The sequence below is a fragment of the Clavibacter nebraskensis NCPPB 2581 genome (genome assembly GCF_000355695.1).
GTDB classification, from domain to species: domain Bacteria; phylum Actinomycetota; class Actinomycetes; order Actinomycetales; family Microbacteriaceae; genus Clavibacter; species Clavibacter nebraskensis.
Window position 1 is genome coordinate 73876 of sequence record NC_020891.1, and the last position, 17971, is coordinate 91846.

The 17971-nt window shown below is 75.5% G+C and carries 18 protein-coding genes; 11 read left to right on the forward strand and 7 right to left on the reverse strand.

What is annotated here, in order from left to right; all coding sequences use genetic code 11:
- Nucleotides 1-43 precede the first annotated feature (43 nt).
- From CMN_RS00350 to CMN_RS00365, 4 genes are read left to right on the forward strand one after another with little or no spacing between them, the layout of a single operon-like run.
- The gene (locus CMN_RS00350) at nt 44-1060 is read left to right on the forward strand and encodes a DnaJ C-terminal domain-containing protein (protein ID WP_015488879.1); all 1017 of its coding nucleotides are present in this window, start codon (nt 44-46) and stop codon (nt 1058-1060) included.
- Nucleotides 1061-1079: 19 nt separating this feature from the next.
- The gene (locus CMN_RS00355; protein WP_041465342.1) at nt 1080-1535 is read left to right on the forward strand and encodes a heat shock protein transcriptional repressor HspR; all 456 of its coding nucleotides are present in this window, start codon (nt 1080-1082) and stop codon (nt 1533-1535) included.
- On the forward strand, nt 1532-2767 hold the full coding sequence (locus CMN_RS00360; RefSeq protein ID WP_015488881.1) for a class I SAM-dependent methyltransferase: 1236 nt from the start codon (nt 1532-1534) through the stop codon (nt 2765-2767). Before CMN_RS00355 ends, CMN_RS00360 begins: the two co-directional genes overlap by 4 nt.
- 52 nt (nt 2768-2819) lie before the next feature.
- Nucleotides 2820-3260: a YdeI/OmpD-associated family protein gene (locus CMN_RS00365; RefSeq protein WP_015488882.1), complete on the forward strand. Its 441-nt coding sequence runs from the start codon at nt 2820-2822 to the stop codon at nt 3258-3260.
- Nucleotides 3261-3291: 31 nt separating this feature from the next.
- Here the strand turns inward: CMN_RS00365 and CMN_RS00370 are convergent, their stop codons facing one another.
- The 6 genes from CMN_RS00370 to CMN_RS00395 all read right to left on the reverse strand — a co-directional run bounded on the left by CMN_RS00370 (nt 3292) and on the right by CMN_RS00395 (nt 7443).
- Complete coding sequence (locus CMN_RS00370) at nt 3292-3528, reverse strand: helix-turn-helix domain-containing protein (protein WP_015488883.1); 237 nt, start codon at nt 3526-3528, stop codon at nt 3292-3294.
- A complete protein-coding gene (locus CMN_RS00375) occupies nt 3528-4166 on the reverse strand; it encodes a hypothetical protein (RefSeq protein WP_015488884.1) in 639 nt (212 codons plus the stop codon). Before CMN_RS00375 ends, CMN_RS00370 begins: the two co-directional genes overlap by 1 nt.
- An 80-nt stretch (nt 4167-4246) precedes the next feature.
- Entirely contained in the window at nt 4247-4666 is a 420-nt protein-coding gene (locus CMN_RS00380) for a BLUF domain-containing protein (protein ID WP_015488885.1), read from the reverse strand.
- Nucleotides 4667-5068: 402 nt separating this feature from the next.
- Nucleotides 5069-5797 carry a 2'-5' RNA ligase family protein gene (locus tag CMN_RS00385; RefSeq protein ID WP_015488886.1) on the reverse strand — a complete coding sequence of 243 codons (729 nt, stop codon included), beginning with the start codon at nt 5795-5797 and terminating at the stop codon, nt 5069-5071.
- 172 nt (nt 5798-5969) lie between these two features.
- Nucleotides 5970-6998, reverse strand: coding sequence for a LacI family DNA-binding transcriptional regulator (locus CMN_RS00390; protein ID WP_015488887.1), 1029 nt, complete (start codon nt 6996-6998; stop codon nt 5970-5972).
- A gap of 124 nt (nt 6999-7122) precedes the next feature.
- Nucleotides 7123-7443: a hypothetical protein gene (locus tag CMN_RS00395; RefSeq protein WP_015488888.1), complete on the reverse strand. Its 321-nt coding sequence runs from the start codon at nt 7441-7443 to the stop codon at nt 7123-7125.
- A gap of 289 nt (nt 7444-7732) precedes the next feature.
- Between CMN_RS00395 and CMN_RS00400 the strand changes: the two genes are divergently transcribed.
- From CMN_RS00400 to CMN_RS14545, 7 genes are all read left to right on the forward strand, one after another.
- The gene (locus tag CMN_RS00400) at nt 7733-8773 is read left to right on the forward strand and encodes a glycosyl hydrolase family 18 protein (protein ID WP_227077706.1); all 1041 of its coding nucleotides are present in this window, start codon (nt 7733-7735) and stop codon (nt 8771-8773) included.
- Nucleotides 8770-9792 carry an amidohydrolase family protein gene (locus CMN_RS00405; protein ID WP_015488890.1) on the forward strand — a complete coding sequence of 341 codons (1023 nt, stop codon included), beginning with the start codon at nt 8770-8772 and terminating at the stop codon, nt 9790-9792. The genes CMN_RS00400 and CMN_RS00405 overlap by 4 nt, the downstream gene beginning before the upstream one ends.
- 405 nt (nt 9793-10197) lie before the next feature.
- A complete protein-coding gene (locus tag CMN_RS00410) occupies nt 10198-10638 on the forward strand; it encodes an SGNH/GDSL hydrolase family protein (protein ID WP_227077707.1) in 441 nt (146 codons plus the stop codon).
- A gap of 69 nt (nt 10639-10707) precedes the next feature.
- Nucleotides 10708-11619 (forward strand): ABC transporter ATP-binding protein, encoded by a 912-nt coding sequence (locus CMN_RS00415; protein WP_015488892.1) that lies wholly within the window; start codon nt 10708-10710, stop codon nt 11617-11619.
- On the forward strand, nt 11616-12605 hold the full coding sequence (locus tag CMN_RS00420; protein ID WP_015488893.1) for an iron-siderophore ABC transporter substrate-binding protein: 990 nt from the start codon (nt 11616-11618) through the stop codon (nt 12603-12605). Before CMN_RS00415 ends, CMN_RS00420 begins: the two co-directional genes overlap by 4 nt.
- 14 nt (nt 12606-12619) lie before the next feature.
- Complete coding sequence (locus CMN_RS00425; RefSeq protein ID WP_015488894.1) at nt 12620-14785, forward strand: iron ABC transporter permease; 2166 nt, start codon at nt 12620-12622, stop codon at nt 14783-14785.
- Nucleotides 14786-14825: 40 nt separating this feature from the next.
- Entirely contained in the window at nt 14826-15185 is a 360-nt protein-coding gene (locus CMN_RS14545; RefSeq protein WP_051057912.1) for a uracil-DNA glycosylase family protein, read from the forward strand.
- Nucleotides 15186-15328: 143 nt separating this feature from the next.
- Here the strand turns inward: CMN_RS14545 and CMN_RS00435 are convergent, their stop codons facing one another.
- Nucleotides 15329-17866, reverse strand: coding sequence for a phosphoketolase family protein (locus tag CMN_RS00435; protein ID WP_015488897.1), 2538 nt, complete (start codon nt 17864-17866; stop codon nt 15329-15331).
- Between the last annotated feature and the right edge of the window lie 105 nt (nt 17867-17971).

The window sequence follows — 17971 nt, forward strand, 5'->3', positions numbered from 1 at the left end:
CGTGCGGCCCCCACCACGAGACGACGAAGAAGGGAGGCGTCTGATGGCCAGCCAGGACTGGTTCGACAAGGACTTCTACAAGGTCCTCGGAGTGTCCAAGGACGTCTCGGAGGCCGACCTCAAGAAGGCCTACCGCAAGCTCGCGCGGCAGTACCACCCGGACAGCAACCCGGATCCGTCGGCCGAGGCGCGCTTCAAGGAGATCAGCGAGGCGCACGCCGTGCTGGCCGACAAGGAGCAGCGCCGCGAGTACGACCAGATGCGGGCCATGGGATCCGGCGCGCGCTTCACCGCCCCGGGTGCCGGCGGCGGCCAGGCGGGCGGGTTCGAGGACGTGTTCGGCGGCATGTTCGGCCAGCAGGCCGGCGGCCGCGGGCGGCGCACGGCCGGGTTCGGCTCCGGCCAGCCGCAGTACAGCCAGGGCGGGTTCGAGGACATCCTCGGCGGCATGTTCGGCAACGGCGGCTTCGGCCAGTCCACCGGCGGCTACCGCGGATACGGCGCGCCCACCAAGGGACGCGACGTCACGGCGTCCACGACGATCGACTTCCTCACCGCGGTGCAGGGCGACGTCGTGCGCCTGCAGGACTCCGACGGCCGCCCGCTCACGGTGCGCGTGCCGGCCGGGGTCTCCGACGGGCAGAAGATCCGCCTCGCCGGCAAGGGCGAGCCGTCGGGCGACGGCGGCGCGTCCGGCGACATCATCCTCACGGTGCACGTGCGACCGCACCCCGTGTTCGAGCGCGACGGGCTGAACCTCCGGGTCAACGTGCCCGTCACGTTCCCCGAGGCCGCGCTCGGCGCGACCATCGAGGTGCCCACGCTCGGCGGCGACCCGGTGCGGCTGAAGGTCGCGCCGGGCACGTCCAGCGGCAAGGTCCTGCGCGTCAAGGGCCGCGGCGTCACGACCCCGAAGGGCACGGGCGACCTGCTCGCGCGCATCGAGGTCGCGGTGCCGTCCCGCCTCACCGACGCCCAGCGCGTGGCGCTCGACGCGTTCGCGAGCTCGGGCCCCGACGAGGACCCGCGCCGCGAGCTCATCGAGCGGGCCAGGAGCTGACGTGGATCCCCGCGACACGATGGACGAGGACGCCCCCGTCTTCGTGATCTCCGTGGCGGCCGAGCTGTCGGGCATGCACCCGCAGACGCTCCGGCAGTACGACCGCCTCGGGCTCGTGTCGCCCACCCGCACGGCCGGGCGAAGCCGCCGCTACTCGATGCGCGACATCGTGCAGCTGCGGGAGGTCGCCCGGCTGGGCGCGGAGGGCGTGAGCCTGGAGGGCATCGCGCGGATCCTCGAGCTCGAGAACCAGGTGTCCGAGCTCCGCGGGCGCGTCCGCCAGCTGGAGTCGGCGCTCGCCGACGAGCTGCTGTCGCGGCCCGGCCGCCGCGTGTTCGCGGCCCGCGGCGACGGCGACGTGGTGTCGCTGCGCGCGGGCGTGCGGCCCTCGCGGCAGACCGAGGTCGTGCTGTACCGGGCGGCGCTCGCGATGCCGGGCGACGACCGCGACGGCTCCGGACGCGACGCGCGGTGAGCGACGCTCCCGACGCCGCACCCGCCACCGCACCCGCCACCGCAGTCGCCGCCGACGACCTGCTCGACCTCGGTGCGCTGCGCCGCCGGCCCGACGTCGAGGCCGAGAACCTGTTCGCCGTGGACGCGGCCGACCGGCTGCTCCTCGACGAGCTGGTCGCGCTGCTCGACGCCGCATCCGCTGCGGGCCGTCCCGTCCGGCCCGAGGGGCTCGTCGTGATCGGCGACCAGTACGGCGCGCTCGCGCTCGGCGCCGCGGCGGCCCTGCGGCGTGCCGGGGCGGCGGATCCCCTCCGCATCCGCGTGCACCAGGACGCCCTCGCCTCCGAGACCGCGCTCGACCTCAACGCGGAGCTGATCGGCGAGCGGGCTGAACTCCGGCACCACGGCCTCGACGACGCGCTCGCCGCGGGCGCCCGGGTCGTGGTCGCGCGCCTGCCGCGCAGCCTCGACGCGCTCGACGAGTGGGCCGGCGTGGTCGCCCGGGCGGCGGCCGACGACGTGACCGTGCTCGCCGGCGGCCGCGTGAAGCACATGACGCCCGCGATGACCGAGGTGCTCCGCCGCCGCTTCGGCGACGTGCACGCGACGCTCGCGCGGCAGAAGTCGCGGATCCTCGTGGCGCGCGGACCTGTGCGCGACGCCGCCTCCGACGAGTACCCCCGCCGCGAGTCCCATCCCGACCTCGGCCTCGAGGTGCGCGCGCACGGCGCCGCCTTCGCCGGTTCGAAGATCGACATCGGCACGCGCTTCCTCCTCTCCCTCCTCGCCGACCTGCCCGCCGACGCCCGCGTCGCGGTCGACCTCGGCTGCGGCACGGGCGTCATCGCGTCGGCCGTCGCGCTCGCCCGGCCGGGCATCCGCGTCATCGCGACCGACCAGTCGTGGGCGGCCGTCGACTCGGCGCGCGCGACCGTCGCCGCGAACGGCATGGCCGAGCGGGTGACCGTGGTGCGCGACGACGCGGGATCCGCCGTGCCCGACGGATCCGCCGACCTCGTGCTCCTCAACCCGCCGTTCCACACGGGCGCCACCGTGCACGCGGGCCTCGCGCCGCGCCTCTTCGCCGCGGCGGCCCGCATGCTCCGCCCCGGCGGCGAGCTCTGGACCGTCTACAACAGCCCGCTCGGCTACCGGCCGCAGCTGACGCGCATCGTCGGGCCGACGCGCGAGGCGGGCCGGAACGCGAAGTTCACGGTCGCCGTCTCGACGAAGCCCGAGTCGCGGGCCTAGCCTCGGGTCCACCGCGGCCGCCCGGGCCGCGCCCGCTCGCCGAGGAGCCGTCATGCCCACCTTCCGCACCCGCGTCATGCAGGCCCGCGTCGACGCGACCGGTCTCCCCGTGCCCCCGGAGGCGCTCGAGGAGCTGGGGGCGGGGAAGCGCCCCGCCGTCGTGGTGACCGTGGCCGGCTACACGTACCGCACGAGCGTCGGCGCCATGGGCGGGCGGTCCCTGATTCCGCTGAGCGCCGCCCATCGGGCCGCGTCGCGCGTCGCGGCCGACGACGAGGTCGAGGTGAGCATCGAGCTCGACGTCGGGCCGCGCGAGGCCGTCGTGCCGGAGGAGGTCGCCGCCGCGCTCGCCGCGGATCCGGCCCTGGCTGAGGCGTTCCGCGCGCTGTCGTCGAGCCGGCAGCGCGCCCTCGTGGACCCGATCGGCGAGGCGAAGACGGACGAGACCCGCGCGCGCCGGGTCGAGAAGGCGCTCGCGGCGCTGCGCGGCTGAGGCGGCCCGGCGTGCGTCCGGGTCGAGCGCGTCAGGCCGCCGGCGGATCCAGCACCAGCAGGTCGCCGATCTCGCACTCGAGCGCGCGGCACACCGCGACGAGGGTCGAGTAGCGGATCGCCCGAGCGCGGTCGTTCTTCAGCACCGAGAGGTTCACCTGGCTCACGCCCACGATCGCGCTCAGCCTCGTGAGCGTCATGCCGCGCGCGGCGAGCAGCTCGTCGAGGCGGCAGTGGACGCCGGTGGGGGCGTCGTCGTCGGCGCCCATCAGACGAGGCCGCGGGTGTCGCGCTGCAGGGTCTCGCCGTGCTCGACCACCAGCCCGACGATCATCAGGGCGAAGCCGAGCGCGATGGTCGACCCGTCGACCTCCGCGACGACCGGCCAGAAGCCGTCGAGCCCCACGTCCGGGTCGTTGAGCGCGTCGCCGACCATCCAGGCCACGCCCGTGCGCGCGCCGAGCGAGAGCAGTGCCGCGATCATCACGGTCCCGCCCGCGAGCGTGACCACGAGGCTGAGGCGGCGGGCGAGCGGATCCGGCCGGAGCAGCCGGCGGGCGAGGATCGCGACCGTGCCCGCGAGGGCGATGCCCACGGACGCGTCCAGCGCGATGCGGGCGACGTGCAACGCCACGATCCCGCCGGGCAGCTCGCCCACCGCGACCTCGGCCGTGCGGTACGCGCCCGAGCGGAGGTCGGCGGGGCCGGCGTCGGCCTCGGCGGGCAGGGATCCGCGCATCTCGAGCGACGTGTGCACGACACCGGTGCGCAGGGTCTCCACCGCGCTCACGACGGCCGCCGCGGCCACCGCCAGCAGCACGAGCACGGCGATCGCGAGGGCCGACCACAGCACGCCGCGCGAGACGCGAGCGGCGGAGCCGGTGCCGGCGAGGGGTGAGCGTCCCATGATGTGTCCCATCGATCATCGTTACAACGAATGTCGATATGGTGGCACGCGCACCGGCCCCGTGTCGAGGCCCGCGCGGATCACACCGGGTGCGTGCGGAACCATTCCAGGAGCCAGCGGGCGCGGGACGGAGCGTCGGGGCGGGCCTCGGCGGACGCGGGCTTGTCGAGGAAGTCGTCGTAGCCGCGGAGCTGGCGGAGCGTCGCGTCGTCCACCGTGCGGAAGCCCATCGACCACTGGGGGAACTGCCGGGCGGGGATCTCCTCGTCGAGCAGCAGGCGCACGTCGGTGTGCCGGGGATCCGCCTCGATGGCGGCGTACACCGACTCCACCGCGTCGTGCGGGCCCTCGAGCACCTGCATGAACCTCCCGTCGCGGTGGAGCAGCAGGCCGGTGAGTTCGGCCTCCTCGTTGTTGCGGATGCACTGGGCGAGGAGCTCCGCGAGGTCCTCGCCGGTCATGTGTCGCGTGGCGGTGCTGGTGTAGACGGTCGTGCGCATGGATCCCCCTCAAGCCGTCCCTCCATCCTGGCGCGTCGCGGTCGTCGACGGGGACGGGACGCGCGGGTCGGACATCGCGATCCGTGCCGCACGTCGTGCGATGCCCGGGCGGGCGCACAAGAGCCCGACGCGTCCGCGGGTACGGCGCGCGTCGGGCTCCTGCTGCTGCCGCGTCCGTTCGGGTCGGAGCACGGAGGGATCTGATGAGCTGCCCCGTGGGCGGGGGGACGCGCGGGGGCGCTCGTCGGGTATCCATTCGCACGGCGGCATCGGGGGGAACCCGCTGTGCTGAGACGACTCTACGTCGTCGGTCCTCATTTAGGGGGACACCTCGTGCGCGAATCGCGGGTGATCCCCGGGTGAGGCGAGGGTGAGAGGCCCGCCGCGCCGCGGATCCGCGGGTCAGCGCGCGGTGCCGCCGAGGGTCCAGGTGCGCACGTGCTCCCAGGTGAGGGTGGTCCACCAGCGGCCGGACCAGTCCGGGCTCGCGGTGCGGTACATGACGACCGTGTCGCCGAGGAAGCCCTCGGGCACGGGCTGCTCGAGCCCGTGGATGAAGTCGCCGACCTCGTCGTGCAGGTCGGGGCGCACGAGGAGGTCGTGCGAGGCGAGCGAGAGGTGCGCCCGGAAGCGCGCGGGGTCGAACGAGTGGTGCTCGGGGGACTCCATGGGCCGGCGGAACGGCGCCGCGACCCGGTCGATGTCCGCCGCGAGCGCGAGCAGCTCGGCGTTCTGGCTGCCGTCCGGCCGCTCGTCGACGTCGTAGACGAAGCCGAACCCCTGCTCGCGGACGCCCGCGTTGTGCACCGGGAACGAGGGGCGGTCGGCGAGGAGCTCGGTGACCGCCTCGATCACCTGCACCTCGTCGTGCCCGAACGGCTGGCTGCCGATGAGGGTCGCGTGCGGGGGGAAGGCGCCCGCGGACACGAGGCCGTACTGCGCGCGGATCTGGTCGGTGATCACGGTCACGGCCCGGCAGGTGCGCGGGTCGGGGCGGAGGAAGATCCCGTAGCGGTAGGGGTCGCTGTCGTCGCGGGGGCGCAGCGAGGGGCGCATGTCGACGCGGCTCGCCGACGCGGGCGCGGTGTCGGGGGCGGCGAGCGCGTAGGCGGTGGGGTCGTCGTGGTCCATGCGGGATCCTCCTGGCGTCGAACGGGCGCAGGGAACGTTCCCTACGATGCGACGACCACCGTGCCACACGACGGACGGGCGGGGACGGCCGCGGGGTGAACAGCCGGTGGACGGGCGGTGCGCGCGGGTGCGGCGCCCGCGTGGCGCGCTCCGGGTGCCCGCGCGGCGCGCGTCAGGCGCGGAGGGGGACGGCCGTGCGGCCCGGGATCAGCGCGCCGTCCACCGCGATGTGGCATGTGCCCGTGACGGTGCCGTCGATGCGGTCGACCACCGCGTCGACGGCGAGGGCGCCGATGACGGGGATCGGCTGGCGCCACGTGGTGAAGCCGAGGAGGTCGCTCGTGAAGGGCGGCAGCCCGTCGTAGCCGGTGATGGACACCTCCGCCGGGGCGGTGATGCCGCGGCGGCCGAGGCCGTCGAGGATCGCGAGGGCCCACACGTCGCTCGGCGCCATGACCGCGGTCACGCCGCCCGCGTCGACTATCGTCTGCGCGACGGCGGCGGCCCCGTCGATGTGGCCGCCCGCGTGCTCCTCGCCGCGCACGTGCAGGACGTCGAGGCCGAGCTCGCGGAGGCGGTCGAGCATCGCGAAGGTGCGGGCGGAGATCGTGAGGGAGAGGACGGGCGCGAGCGTGACGACGGCGACGCGGCGGTGGCCGAGCGACGCGACGTGGTCGGCGAGGCCGCGGCCGCCCGTCCGCTCGTCGCAGTAGACGCTGCTGAGCGACGCGTCCACCTCGGGGCGGCCGGCGACGACCGTGGGGATCCGCCGCGCGGACGGCAGGATGTCGGCGACCGGGAGCGCGCCGCTGCACACGACGAGCCCCTCCACCTGCAGCGAGACGAGCGTCTCGAGGGCCTTGCGCTCCTCCTCGATGTCGAACGCGACGAATCCCGTCGTCGTCACGACCCGGTACCCGCGCTCCGAGGCCCGCTGCTGCAGCGCGGTGAGCAGGTGACCGTAGAACGGCGTGGACGCGTCGCGCACGAGGACGCCGAGCGTGTGGGTGCGGTGCGCGGACATCCCGCGCGCGTGGGCGTTGGCGACGTAGCCGAGCGCCGCGGCGGCGTCGCGGACCGTCTGCTGCGTGGCGGGTGCCACGCCCGGCGCGCCGGAGAGAGCGCGCGAGACGACCGACTTGGAGACGCCCGCGCGCGCGGCCACGTCGTGGATGGTGGGGGCGGCGCCGGGACGACTCATGCGCGGATCAGCGGGGTGGGCAGTCCGGGTTCGGCGGCGGGGAGGGGCATCGGCGCGGGGTGCGGGGCGGCGGCGGTGGGCACGGGTCCACGGTAGCGATGCGGGGACGGCGCGTGGGGGAGGGTCAGGGGTGCGCGGGCGGCGGGTCCGCGGTCGGTGGCGAGGCCGTGTCGGGCGCGTGATGCGCATCGGGCGCGGGATCCGCGGAGGGCGGCAGGGGGAGGCCGGCCGCGCTGGCGCCGAGGCGGCGGAGGATCGCGCGGCACGCCAGGCGGAGGAGGCCGGTGGGCCGCGGCGCGGGGATCCGGTCGGCGCCCGCGGCGGCGGCCGCGCGGCGGGTGGCGCGGAGCGGGTCGTCGTCGGCCGGATCCCCGGGCCACACGTCGTGCAGCGCGCGGAGGCGCTCCTGCAGGAGGTCGTCGTCGCGATCGGGGCTGCTCAGCACGCGCGGGCTCCCGGGGCGAGGCGACGCGGACGGCCGGGGTGCGAGCGGCCGCCGCGCGGATGGCCGTGGCGCGGACGGCCGCCGCGCGACAGGTCGGCGGCCGACGGCGTGCGCGGGTGCGGTGCGTACGGCATGGGACCTCGGGGTGGGGCGCGGACGGGAGGGGCACGAGGCTACGGGCCGCGCGGATCCGGTGACGCGGCTCCTGCACATGCGCGGCGCGGACGGGGGGTCGACGGGACGGCCGCGCCGCCCGGGTCCGGGCGTCGTCGCGCCCTACGCTCGGCCCATGACCCCGACCCGTCCGACCTGTCCTCCGCGCCCGCACCTCGAGCGCGCCCGCCGCCTCGTCGGGGTGGCGGTGGGAGCGGCCGCCGTGCTGGCCGTCGTCGTCGGATCCCTGCCCGCCGTCGCGACGGCGCCGTTCGAGGTCGTCGGGTACGCGGAGGGCGGATCCACCCCGGTCTCGCGCCTCGACGCGAGCGCCGCCGCCCTCACCTCCGTGGTGGTCGACGGGGTCAACGTCACGTCGGACGGCCGGAGCGTCGCCTCCCCGTCGCCCGAGGCGCTCGCGCTGCTCCGCCAGGCGCACGCGCGCGGCGAGCGGGTCGAGCTGCTGGTCGGCAACTACGACGAGGCGCTCGGCGACTTCTCGCCGGGCATCGCCGACGCGCTGCTGGGATCCCCGGCGAACGTCGACCGCGTGGTCGCGCAGCTCGCCGCCGAGGTCCGCAAGCGCGGTTGGGACGGCGTCACGGTCGACCTCGAGACCCTCTCGGGCGCGCATCCGGCCGGCCTCACCCGGCTCGTGTCGGGGCTGAAGGCGGCCCTCGGATCCGGGCGCAGCGTCTCCGTCTGCCTCATGGCCACCACGGACGACCCCCGCCCGCCCGGCTACGACCTCCCGGCGCTCGGCCGGGCCGCCGACCACGTCGTGCTCATGGCGTACGACCAGCACGGGCCCACGTGGTCCGCCGCGGGGCCCGTCGGCGGGATGCCGTGGGTGAAGGCGGCGCTGAGGCCGCTGCTCGCGGCGGTGCCGGCCGCGCGGATCCAGCTCGGCATCGCGGGCTACGGCTACACCTGGCCGCGCACGGGAGAGGGGCGGCAGCTCTCCGACCAGGCGGCGCGCGATCTCGTGGCGTCCCAGAGGCGCACGGCCGTCTGGAGCGTCCCGCAGCAGGAGTGGCGCGCGACCCTGCGCGACGGCACGGTCGTGTGGTGGTCGGATGCGCGCTCGTACGACGCGCGCGTGGCGCTCGCCCGGCAGCTGGGGCTCGGCGGGGTGGCCGTGTGGTCGCTCGGGCTGTCGGATCCGCTGACGCGATGACCGGCGGCGGTGCCCTGCCTGCCGGTGTCTGGCGCGTCCGGGAGCTGCGGCTCGACCGGATCCACCGGGAGGTCGCCGTGCGCATCGACGGCGGGCGCGTGGCGCTCGCCGACACGGCCGATGCGGCCGGCGCGGTGCTCGGGCGGCTCGACCTGGCGATCAGCGACGGCGTGGTCGACCGGCACGTGCACCTCGGGTTGGTGGAGCACGCGGCGCTCGCCGGGTCGCCCGTCACGGCGGTGGTGGACCTCGGGTGGGATCCGGCGGAGATCGCCCGCTTCGCCGCCCGGCCGCCGAGGGGTGTGGACGTCCGCTACGCCGGTCCGTTCCACACCGCCCCCGGGGGTTACCCGTCGGACCGCGCGTGGGCGCCGCCGGCCGCGGTGCGCGAGGTGGCGCGCGCGGAGGATGCGGCGGCGACCGTCGCGGCGGCCCGGGCGGGCGGATCGGCTGCGGTGAAGATCGTGCTGCACGACGGCGGTCCGCTCCTCGCGGACGACGTGCTGGCCGCTCTGGTCGACGCCGCGCACGACGCCGGGCTGCCCGCCGCCGTGCACGCGGAGGGCGCGGGGCAGACGGGGCGCGCGATCCGCGCGGGCGCCGACGTGCTCGTGCACGTGCCGTGGACGGAGCGGCTCGACGACGCCACGCTTCGCGCATCCGCCGCGCGGGACGTTCTCTGGATCTCGACCCTGGCGATCCACGACGGCGCCGACCTCGCGACGGCCCTCGACAACGCCCGCCGCTACCGCGCGCTCGGCGGCCGGGTCGTGTACGGCACCGACCTCGGCAACGGCGACCTCCCGGTGGGCCTGAACGCGCGGGAGGTCGAGCTGCTCGGCGAGATGGGGCTCCGGGGCCCGGCGCTCCTCGACGCCGTGCTGGGCAGCGCGCCGGGCGGCATCGCGCACGCGCTGGCGAGCGCGGATCCGCTGCCGTCGTCCGCCGACGCCACGGCCGACGAGCTCGTCCGGTGGCTGCGCGGGGCGCACCGGCTGGGGCCCGCCGACCTCCGCTGAGCGACCGTCGATCGCCCGACCCCGTACCGACCCCGTACCGACCCCGCACCCACCCCGCGCACGCGCCTAGGCCGGGGCATCCCCTGGATCCCGGGCTGCGCGGAGCACCGCCCCGCGCGCACGACGGAGAGCGCGCTCTCCGTGACCATCCCGCCGCTCCGTGCGGGCCGCCGCAGGCCGGCCCCCGGACGCAGCCCGCCGGATCCGCCCGCTGCCCCAGGACCCCCATGCGCCGTCTCCTCGCCCCCCTCCTGCACGTCATCGCCCTCCCCGGCATCGCCGCGCGGGTGGGGGGGGGAGTTCCTCTACCGCCGGTCCGACGCGTCCGGCGACATCCATCCGGACGACGCCGCGCACGGCGTGGTCGAGGGCCCCGACCGGATCGCGGTCGCCGGCGAAACCGGAATGATCAGCCTCGGCGTCCGCACGCACCAGATCGCCCTCCCCGCGTTCCTCGCGCGGCACCACGCGACGCGCACCGGGCGCGGGGTCGCGTGGTCCATCGCGCCGCTGCCGGGTTCGCGCCTCCGCGAGGCGGCCGCCGTGATCGTGCACGCCGAGGACGACCTCGCGCGGGCGGACGCGGTGGTGATCCTCGCCGGGATCACCGACGTGATGCGCGTCACCTCCGTCCGCGCGTGGCGGCGGCAGATGCGGGTCGCGATCGACGGCCCTCGACCAGCACACGCGCGACGTGATCGACGGCCTCCCCTGCACGCGCGCCGTCCCGTTCCCGGAGGAGCTCACGCGCGCTGGCGGCCCGAGTCGGACGAGAGCCGCTACCAGCGCACCTGCCGCTCGTGGGGGGCGCACCTCTCGGAGGCGCTCGCCGAGGCGCGCGCCTGAGCTCCGGCGGCGACGGCGGATCCCCGCCCGGCTTGTCGCGGATGATGAGGTTAGGCTAACCTCACCTGCGTGACCCTCCCCGCCTCGACCGCCCCGATCGCGCGCGCCGCGGACCCGGATCCGTCGCCCGCGTCACCCGCCGCCTCCGCCCTCGAGGCCCGCGGCATCACGGTCGCGTACGGCGACACCGAGGTCGTGCACAGCGCGGGTCTCGAGATCCGGCCGGGCTGCGTCACCGCGCTCGTCGGCCCGAACGGCAGCGGGAAGTCGACGCTGCTGCGCACGATGGCGCGGCTGCAGGCGGCGCGCTCGGGATCGCTCGTGCTGCGCGACGAGGGCGCGGACGCCGCCGACGGCCGCGAGTCCGACGCCCTCGACCTCTCCCTCCGCCGCTTCGCCCGCCGCGTCGCGCTCCTCACGCAGGGCCGCCCGACGCCCGGCGGCCTCAGCGTCCGCGACGTCGTCGAGTTCGGCCGCTACCCGCACCGCGGCCGCTTCGGCGGGGCGGATCCCGACGGCCGGGCTGCCGTGGACCGCGCGCTCGACCTCACCGGCCTCGACGCCCTCGCCGACCGCGGCGTCGACCAGCTCTCCGGCGGCCAGCTCCAGCGCGTCTGGCTCGCGAGCTGCCTCGCCCAGGAGACGGGCGTGCTGCTCCTCGACGAGCCCACCACCTACCTCGACCTCCGCTACCAGGTCGAGCTCCTCGACCTGGTGCGCGACCTCGCCGACGACGGACGCATCGCCGTCGGCGTCGTCCTCCACGACCTCGACCAGGCCGCCGCGCTCGCCGACACCGTCGCGCTGCTCTCGGACGGCCGGATCGTCAAGACCGGCACCCCATCCGAGGTGCTGACCCCCGACCTCCTCACCGAGGTCTACGGCATCCCCGTCGAGGTCCACGCGGACCCGACGACGGGCAGCCTGCGCACCCGCGCGGTCGCCCGCCACCACCACAGGAACGAGAGGCTCCACCCGTGATCACGAGACGACGAACCCTGGCGATGACCGCCCTCGCCGCCGCGACAGCGCTCACGCTGACCGCATGCGGCACCACCGAGGAGGCATCCACGGGCGCCGGCACGACGCCGGCCGGCGAGCGGATCACGCTCACCGACGGCACCGGCGCGGAGGTCACGCTCGACGGGCCCGCGACGAAGGTCGTCGGCACCGAGTGGAACGTCGTCGAGAACCTCGTGTCGCTGGGCGTGGATCCCGTGGGCGTCGCCGACGTCGCGGGCTACAGCGCCTGGTCGTCGGCCGTGCCGCTCGTGAACGAGCCCGCCGACATCGGCACGCGCGGCGAGCCGAGCGTGGAGACCATCGCGTCGCTCGCGCCCGACCTCATCGTCGCGACCACCGACCTGCCGGCCGACGCCATCGAGCAGCTGAAGGCGATCGCGCCCGTGCTGCAGGTGAACTCCGCCGACGGCAGCAAGCAGATCCAGCAGAGCGAGGACAACCTCGAGCTCATCGCGAAGGCGACGGGCACCGAGGACCAGGCGACGAAGGTCATCGACGCCTACGACCAGGCCGTCACGGACGCGAAGGCGAAGCTCGACGCCGCCGGCCTCGCGGGATCCAAGTTCCTGTTCGCGGACGCGTACGTGGACGCCGGCGCGGTCACCATCCGCCCGTTCGGGAACGGCTCGCTCATCGGCGACGTGACCACCGCGCTCGGCCTCGAGAACGCATGGACGGGCGAGGTCGACCCGGCCTACGGCCTCGGATCCACCGACGTCGAGGGACTCACGACCGTCGGCGACGTGCAGTTCCTCTACAACTCCAACTCCACGCAGGGCGACGACCCGTTCGCCACGACGCTCGCGGGCAACGCCGTGTGGCAGTCGCTGCCGTTCGTGACGGCGGGCGACGTGCACCGCATGCCCGACGGCATCTGGGCGTTCGGCGGCCCGGCGTCGATGACGGCGTACGCGAAGGCCGTGTCCGACCTGCTCGCCGGCTGACCCGCGCCCTCCCGATGAGCGCTCCCGTCCGCACCGCGCCCCCGCCGGCCGACGCGCCTCCCGCGTCCGTGTCCGTCGCGCCGCCGGCGACCCCGGATCCCGTCCCGTCGTTCGCCGCCGCCGTCGCGCGCGCCGACGGGGCCGGCCGGATCCCGGTGCGGGCGGTCGCGGTCGTCGCCCTCCTCGCGCTCGTCGTGGTGGTGCTCGCGGTGATCGACGTCACGCAGGGCACCGCCGCGGTCGGCCCGCGCGAGGTGTGGGAGGCGCTCACCGGGCGCGCGACGCCGGGCGACGCGTCCGTCGTGGTCGCGTCGCGCCTGCCGCGCATGGCGGCCGGGATCCTCGTGGGCCTCGCCCTGGGCGCCGCCGGCGCCGCCCTCCAGGCCGTGAGCCGCAACGTGCTCGCCTCGCCCGACACCCTCGCCGTGAACGCCGGCGCCTACGCGGCCCTCGCGGTGGCCGCGGTCACCGGGCTCACGCTGCCGGTGCTCGCGGGCGCGGGCGTCGCGTTCGTCGGCGGGCTCGTCGCGGCGGCGATCGTGCTCGCGGTCTCGGGCCTCGGATCCGGCACCGTGCGCCTCGTGCTCGCGGGCAGCGCGCTCGCGCTCGGCCTCGGATCCGTCACCAGCGCGCTCCTCCTCCTCTTCCCGCAGCAGACCTCCGGCCTCTACCGCTGGGGCCAGGGCGGCATCGGCCAGAACGGGTTCGACGCGGTCGCGCAGATGGCGCCCGTCGTGGTGGTCGCGCTCGGGATCCTGCTCCTCATCACCCGCCGGCTCGACGCGCTCGGCCTCGGCGACGACGCCGCGCGCAGCCTCGGCGTCGACGTGCGCGCGACCCGCGTGATCGCCGTGCTCGCCTCGGTGCTGCTCGCCGCCGCGGCCGTGACGGTCGCCGGGCCCATCGGATTCGTCGGCCTGTACGCGCCCGCGTTCGTGCGGCCGCTGCGCCGGCTCGTGCCCGGGGTCCGCCGCTCGTGGGTCTTCCTCCCCGTCGCCGGGCTGATGGGCGCCGCGGTCGTGCTCCTCGCCGACGTGCTGCTGCGCGCGGTCGTCGGCGCCGAGGCGTCGGTCGCCGTGCCGACCGGCCTCGTCACCTCCCTCATCGGCGCGGTCGTGCTCGTGGTGCTCGCCGTGCGCACCCGCGACAGCGCGACGCCCGCGCCCACCGAGCGGCACGGCGTGATCACCCGCCGTCGCGCCGCGGTCGTGGTCGGCGCGCTGGTCGCGGTGCTCGTCGGGCTGCTCCTCGCCGCCGTGCTCCTCGGCGACGCGAAGCTGCTCCTCGGCGACGTCGTGAACGGGATCCGCGGCACGGCCGGCCCCGTCGTCAGCTACGTGCTCGACACCCGCGTGCCCCGCGTGCTCGCCGCCGTGCTGGCCGGTGCGGCGCTCGCGCTCGCCGGCGTGCTCGTGCAGGCGGTCACCCGGAACCCGCTCGCGGATCCCGCGATCCTCGGCGTCTCCGGTGGCGCGGGCCTCGGCGCCGTGCTGTTCGTGACCACCGCGCCGCTCGCGTCCGGATGGGGCATCGCGGGCGCCGCCGGGCTGGGCGCGCTCGCCGCGGCGGCCGTCGTCTTCGGCCTCGCGGCGCGCGGCGGCTTCCCGCAGAACCGGCTGGTGCTCATCGGCGTCGGCGTCTCGGCGGGCACGGCGGCGGCGATCAGCATGATCATCGTGCTCACCGACCCGTTCGACGGCGCGAAGGCGCTCACCTGGCTCTCCGGATCCACCTACGGCCGCGGATTCGACGACGCCCTGCCGGTGCTGGTCGCCCTCGTGCTGGCGGTGACGGTCGCGGTGCCGCGGCACCGGATGCTGGATCTCGTCGCCCTCGACGACGACACCCCGCGCCTCCTCGGCGTCTCGCTCGGCCGCGCGCGCCTGCTCGCCCTGTCGATCGCCGTGGTGCTCACGGCGACGGCGGTCGCGGCCGTCGGCGTGATCGGCTTCGTCGGCCTGGTCGCGCCCCACGCGGCCCGCGCGCTCGTCGGATCCCGCCACGCGCGCGTCGTGCCCGTCGCGATCCTGCTGGGCGCCGCCCTCGTGACCCTCGCCGACCTGCTCGGCCGCACCGTGATCGCTCCCGCCCAGCTCGGCGCCGGCCTCGTGACCGCGCTCGTCGGCACGCCGTACTTCGTGTGGCTGCTGTGGCGCGGGCGGACGGCGCGGGCGAGATAGGCCGGCGGCGGCCGCGTAGGTCTAGGGGATGACACGACGCATGGCCGATCGCGCCTTCCGCACCTCGCAGGAGGACACGGCCGCGACCGCGCCGCACTTGGGCCCGATCAACGCGTTCGTCGCCGCGATCTCGGAGCCGGACCCCGAGGGGTTCGTCCCGCGCATCGCCCCGCATCACGGCGGCACGGACGCGCGCGTGCTCAGTGTCCTGCGTGACCCGGGGCCGGCGACGCAGGTGGGCGTCGGATCCGGCTTCCTCAGCATCGAGGATGCGACGATCCACCCCGGACGGCAGGCGCTCTTCCACCCCGACCCCGCCGAGCGGGAGCGGCGGGAGGCGCATCAGGTGGCCGCCTACGCGCGGGTCGGGCAGATCCTCTCGGACGGGGCGCGCTCGTGAAGCCGTCCCCGGGCGGGTCCCGCCCGATGACCCGCGTCCTCGCCGTGGTGACCGCCGTCCTCGCCGTGGCGGAGGTCGTCATCGGCGTGCTCGCGGTCGCCCTGCGGCGCACGCGCTAGCGCGCACCCGCCGGAGCGTCCGCCCTACTCGTTGTCCCCGCCCGTGGAGCTCGCGACCGACAGCTGGCCGACGCCCACGTTCGCCGCGTGCACGCTGCCCGTGACCGACGCCGCCCAGGTCCAGTCGGCGACCTCGGGGATGTCCTCGCCGTGCTCGCGCGTGTACTGGCGGGCGCGGAGGCGGGCGTCCTCCATCCGCTGGCGGAGCGGGCCCTGCGTGCGGCTGAGGCCGGGCGTGCGGTCGATCGCGTCGATGACCAGGTGGTACCTGTCCATGTCGTTGAGCATCACCATGTCGAACGGCGTGGTCGTGGATCCCTCCTCCTTGTAGCCGCGCACGTGCAGCTGCGCGTTGTTCGCGCGGCGGTAGGTGAGGCGGTGGATGAGCCACGGGTAGCCGTGGTACGCGAAGACCACGGGGATACCGGCCGGGAACAGCGCGTCGTAGCCCGCCTCCGAGAGGCCGTGCGGGTGCTCGCCCTCGGACTGCAGGCGCATGAGGTCCACGACGTTGACGACGCGGATCTTCAGGGTCGGGATCTCCTCGCGGAGGATCGACACGGCGGCGAGCGTCTCGAGCGTGGGCACGTCGCCCGCGCACGCCAGGATCACGTCCGGCGCGGAGCCTGCCACCTCGGTGCCGGCCCAGTCGAAGATGCCGATGCCGCGGGTCATGTGCGCGATCGCGTCGTCCATCGAGAGCCAGTCGAAGCTCGGCTGCTTGCCCGCGACGACGACGTTCACGTAGTCCTCCGAGCGGAGGCAGTGGTCGTAGGTCGACAGCAGCGTGTTGGTGTCGAAGGGCAGGTACACGCGCACGACGTCGGCCTTCTTGTTCACGACGTGGTCGATGAAGCCCGGGTCCTGGTGCGAGAGGCCGTTGTGGTCCTGGCGCCAGACGTGCGACGACAGCAGGTAGTTGAGCGACGCGATGGGGCGGCGCCACGGGATCCCCTTCGAGACCTTCAACCACTTCGCGTGCTGGTTGAGCATCGAGTCGACGATGTGGATGAACGCCTCGTACGACGTGAACAGGCCGTGGCGGCCGGTGAGCAGGTAGCCCTCGAGCCAGCCCTGGCACTGGTGCTCGCTGAGCATCTCCATCACCCGGCCGGCGCGCGCGAGGTGCTCGTCCGTGGGGCGGATCTCGCCGTCGAACTGCTTGTCGGTGACGCGGAGGACGCCGCCGAGGCGGTTGGACGCGGTCTCGTCGGGGCCGAAGATCCGGAAGTCGTGCGGGTTGCGGACGACGACGTCGGTGAGCCAGTCGCCGAGCACGCGGGTGGGCTCGTGCACGGATCCGCCGGGCGTCGGCACGTCGACCGCGTAGTCGCGGAAGTCGGGCAGGTCGAGGTCGCGCTTGAGGAGGCCGCCGTTGGCGACGGGGTTGGCGCTCATGCGGCGCTCGCCGACCGGGGCGAGCGCGGTGGCCAGCGCGACGGGCGCGCCGGCCTCGTCGAACAGCTCCTCGGGGCGGTACGACCGCATCCAGTCCTCGAGGATCCGCAGGTGCGCCTCGGTGTCGCGGGCGCTGGCGAGCGGCACCTGGTGGGCGCGCCAGTCGTCCTCGGCCGGGTGGCCGTCGATCTCCTTCGGGCAGGTCCAGCCCTTCGGGGTGCGGAGGATGATCATCGGCCAGGCCGGGCGGCCCTCGAGCGTGCCGGCGGCAGCTGCCGCCTTGATGTCGGCGATCTGCTCGAGCACCACGTCCATCGTCTCGGCCATGCGGCGGTGCACGGCGGCGGGGTCCTCGCCGTGGAAGCCGCCGGACACGACGTAGGGCGTGTGGCCGTAGCCGCGCATGAGGTCCAGCAGCTCCGACTCGGGGATGCGGGCGAGCACGGTCGGGTTCGCGATCTTCCAGCCGTTGAGGTGGAGGATCGGCAGGACGACGCCGTCGTGCAGCGGGTCGAGGAACTTGTTCGAGTGCCAGGACGTGGCGAGCGGGCCGGTCTCCGCCTCGCCGTCGCCGACCACGGCGGCCACCAGCAGCCCCGGGTTGTCGAACGCGGCGCCGTAGGCGTGGGACAGGGCATAGCCGAGCTCGCCGCCCTCGTGGAAGGAGCCGGGGGTCTCGGGGGCGACGTGGCTCGGGATCCCGCCGGGGAACGAGAACTGGCGGAACAGGCGCCGCACGCCCTCCTCGTCCTGCGTGATCCGCGGGTACACCTCGGTGTACGTGCCGTCGAGGTACGCGTTCGCGACCATGCCGGGGCCGCCGTGGCCGGGGCCGATCACGTAGACGGTGTCGAGGTCGCGCTGCTGGATCACGCGGTTGAGGTGCGCGTAGATGAAGTTGAGGCCGGGCGTCGTGCCCCAGTGGCCGAGGAGGCGCGGCTTCACGTCGTCGAAGGCGAGCGGGCGGCGCAGCAGCGGGTTGTCGAGCAGGTAGATCTGGCCGACGGAGAGGTAGTTCGCGGTGCGCCACCACATCTCGAGGCGGGCGAGGCCCTCGGCGTCGAGGGGCGCGGGCGCGCGGTGGGGGAAGGCGGTGCGGGCGGGCGCCGCGGGGATCGAGGGCGCGGCGGGCGTGACGGCGGCCGGGTGTGCGGTGAGGGTCATGGATCCAGGCTCGTCGCGGGGTGCGCCGCGGGGGAGGGGCGAAGGTCCCGCGGGGACGGTGGGACCGAAGGCCCTGTCGGGGCGCGCGGGCCCGCGGTTGCCTGG

Bases quoted from the DNA above. Each gene is read 5' to 3' on its own strand.
- CMN_RS00350 (WP_015488879.1), top strand. From the start codon at position 44: ATGGCCAGCCAGGACTGGTTCGACAAGGACTTCTACAAGGTCCTCGGA.
- CMN_RS00355 (WP_041465342.1), top strand. From the start codon at position 1,080: ATGGACGAGGACGCCCCCGTCTTCGTGATCTCCGTGGCGGCCGAGCTG.
- CMN_RS00365 (WP_015488882.1), top strand. From the start codon at position 2,820: ATGCCCACCTTCCGCACCCGCGTCATGCAGGCCCGCGTCGACGCGACC.
- CMN_RS00370 (WP_015488883.1), bottom strand. From the start codon at position 3,528: ATGGGCGCCGACGACGACGCCCCCACCGGCGTCCACTGCCGCCTCGAC.
- CMN_RS00375 (WP_015488884.1), bottom strand. From the start codon at position 4,166: ATGGGACGCTCACCCCTCGCCGGCACCGGCTCCGCCGCTCGCGTCTCG.
- CMN_RS00380 (WP_015488885.1), bottom strand. From the start codon at position 4,666: ATGCGCACGACCGTCTACACCAGCACCGCCACGCGACACATGACCGGC.
- CMN_RS00385 (WP_015488886.1), bottom strand. From the start codon at position 5,797: ATGGACCACGACGACCCCACCGCCTACGCGCTCGCCGCCCCCGACACC.
- CMN_RS00390 (WP_015488887.1), bottom strand. From the start codon at position 6,998: ATGAGTCGTCCCGGCGCCGCCCCCACCATCCACGACGTGGCCGCGCGC.
- CMN_RS00400 (WP_227077706.1), top strand. From the start codon at position 7,733: ATGACCCCGACCCGTCCGACCTGTCCTCCGCGCCCGCACCTCGAGCGC.
- CMN_RS00405 (WP_015488890.1), top strand. From the start codon at position 8,770: ATGACCGGCGGCGGTGCCCTGCCTGCCGGTGTCTGGCGCGTCCGGGAG.
- CMN_RS00410 (WP_227077707.1), top strand. From the start codon at position 10,198: ATGATCAGCCTCGGCGTCCGCACGCACCAGATCGCCCTCCCCGCGTTC.
- CMN_RS00425 (WP_015488894.1), top strand. From the start codon at position 12,620: ATGAGCGCTCCCGTCCGCACCGCGCCCCCGCCGGCCGACGCGCCTCCC.
- CMN_RS14545 (WP_051057912.1), top strand. From the start codon at position 14,826: ATGGCCGATCGCGCCTTCCGCACCTCGCAGGAGGACACGGCCGCGACC.
- CMN_RS00435 (WP_015488897.1), bottom strand. From the start codon at position 17,866: ATGACCCTCACCGCACACCCGGCCGCCGTCACGCCCGCCGCGCCCTCG.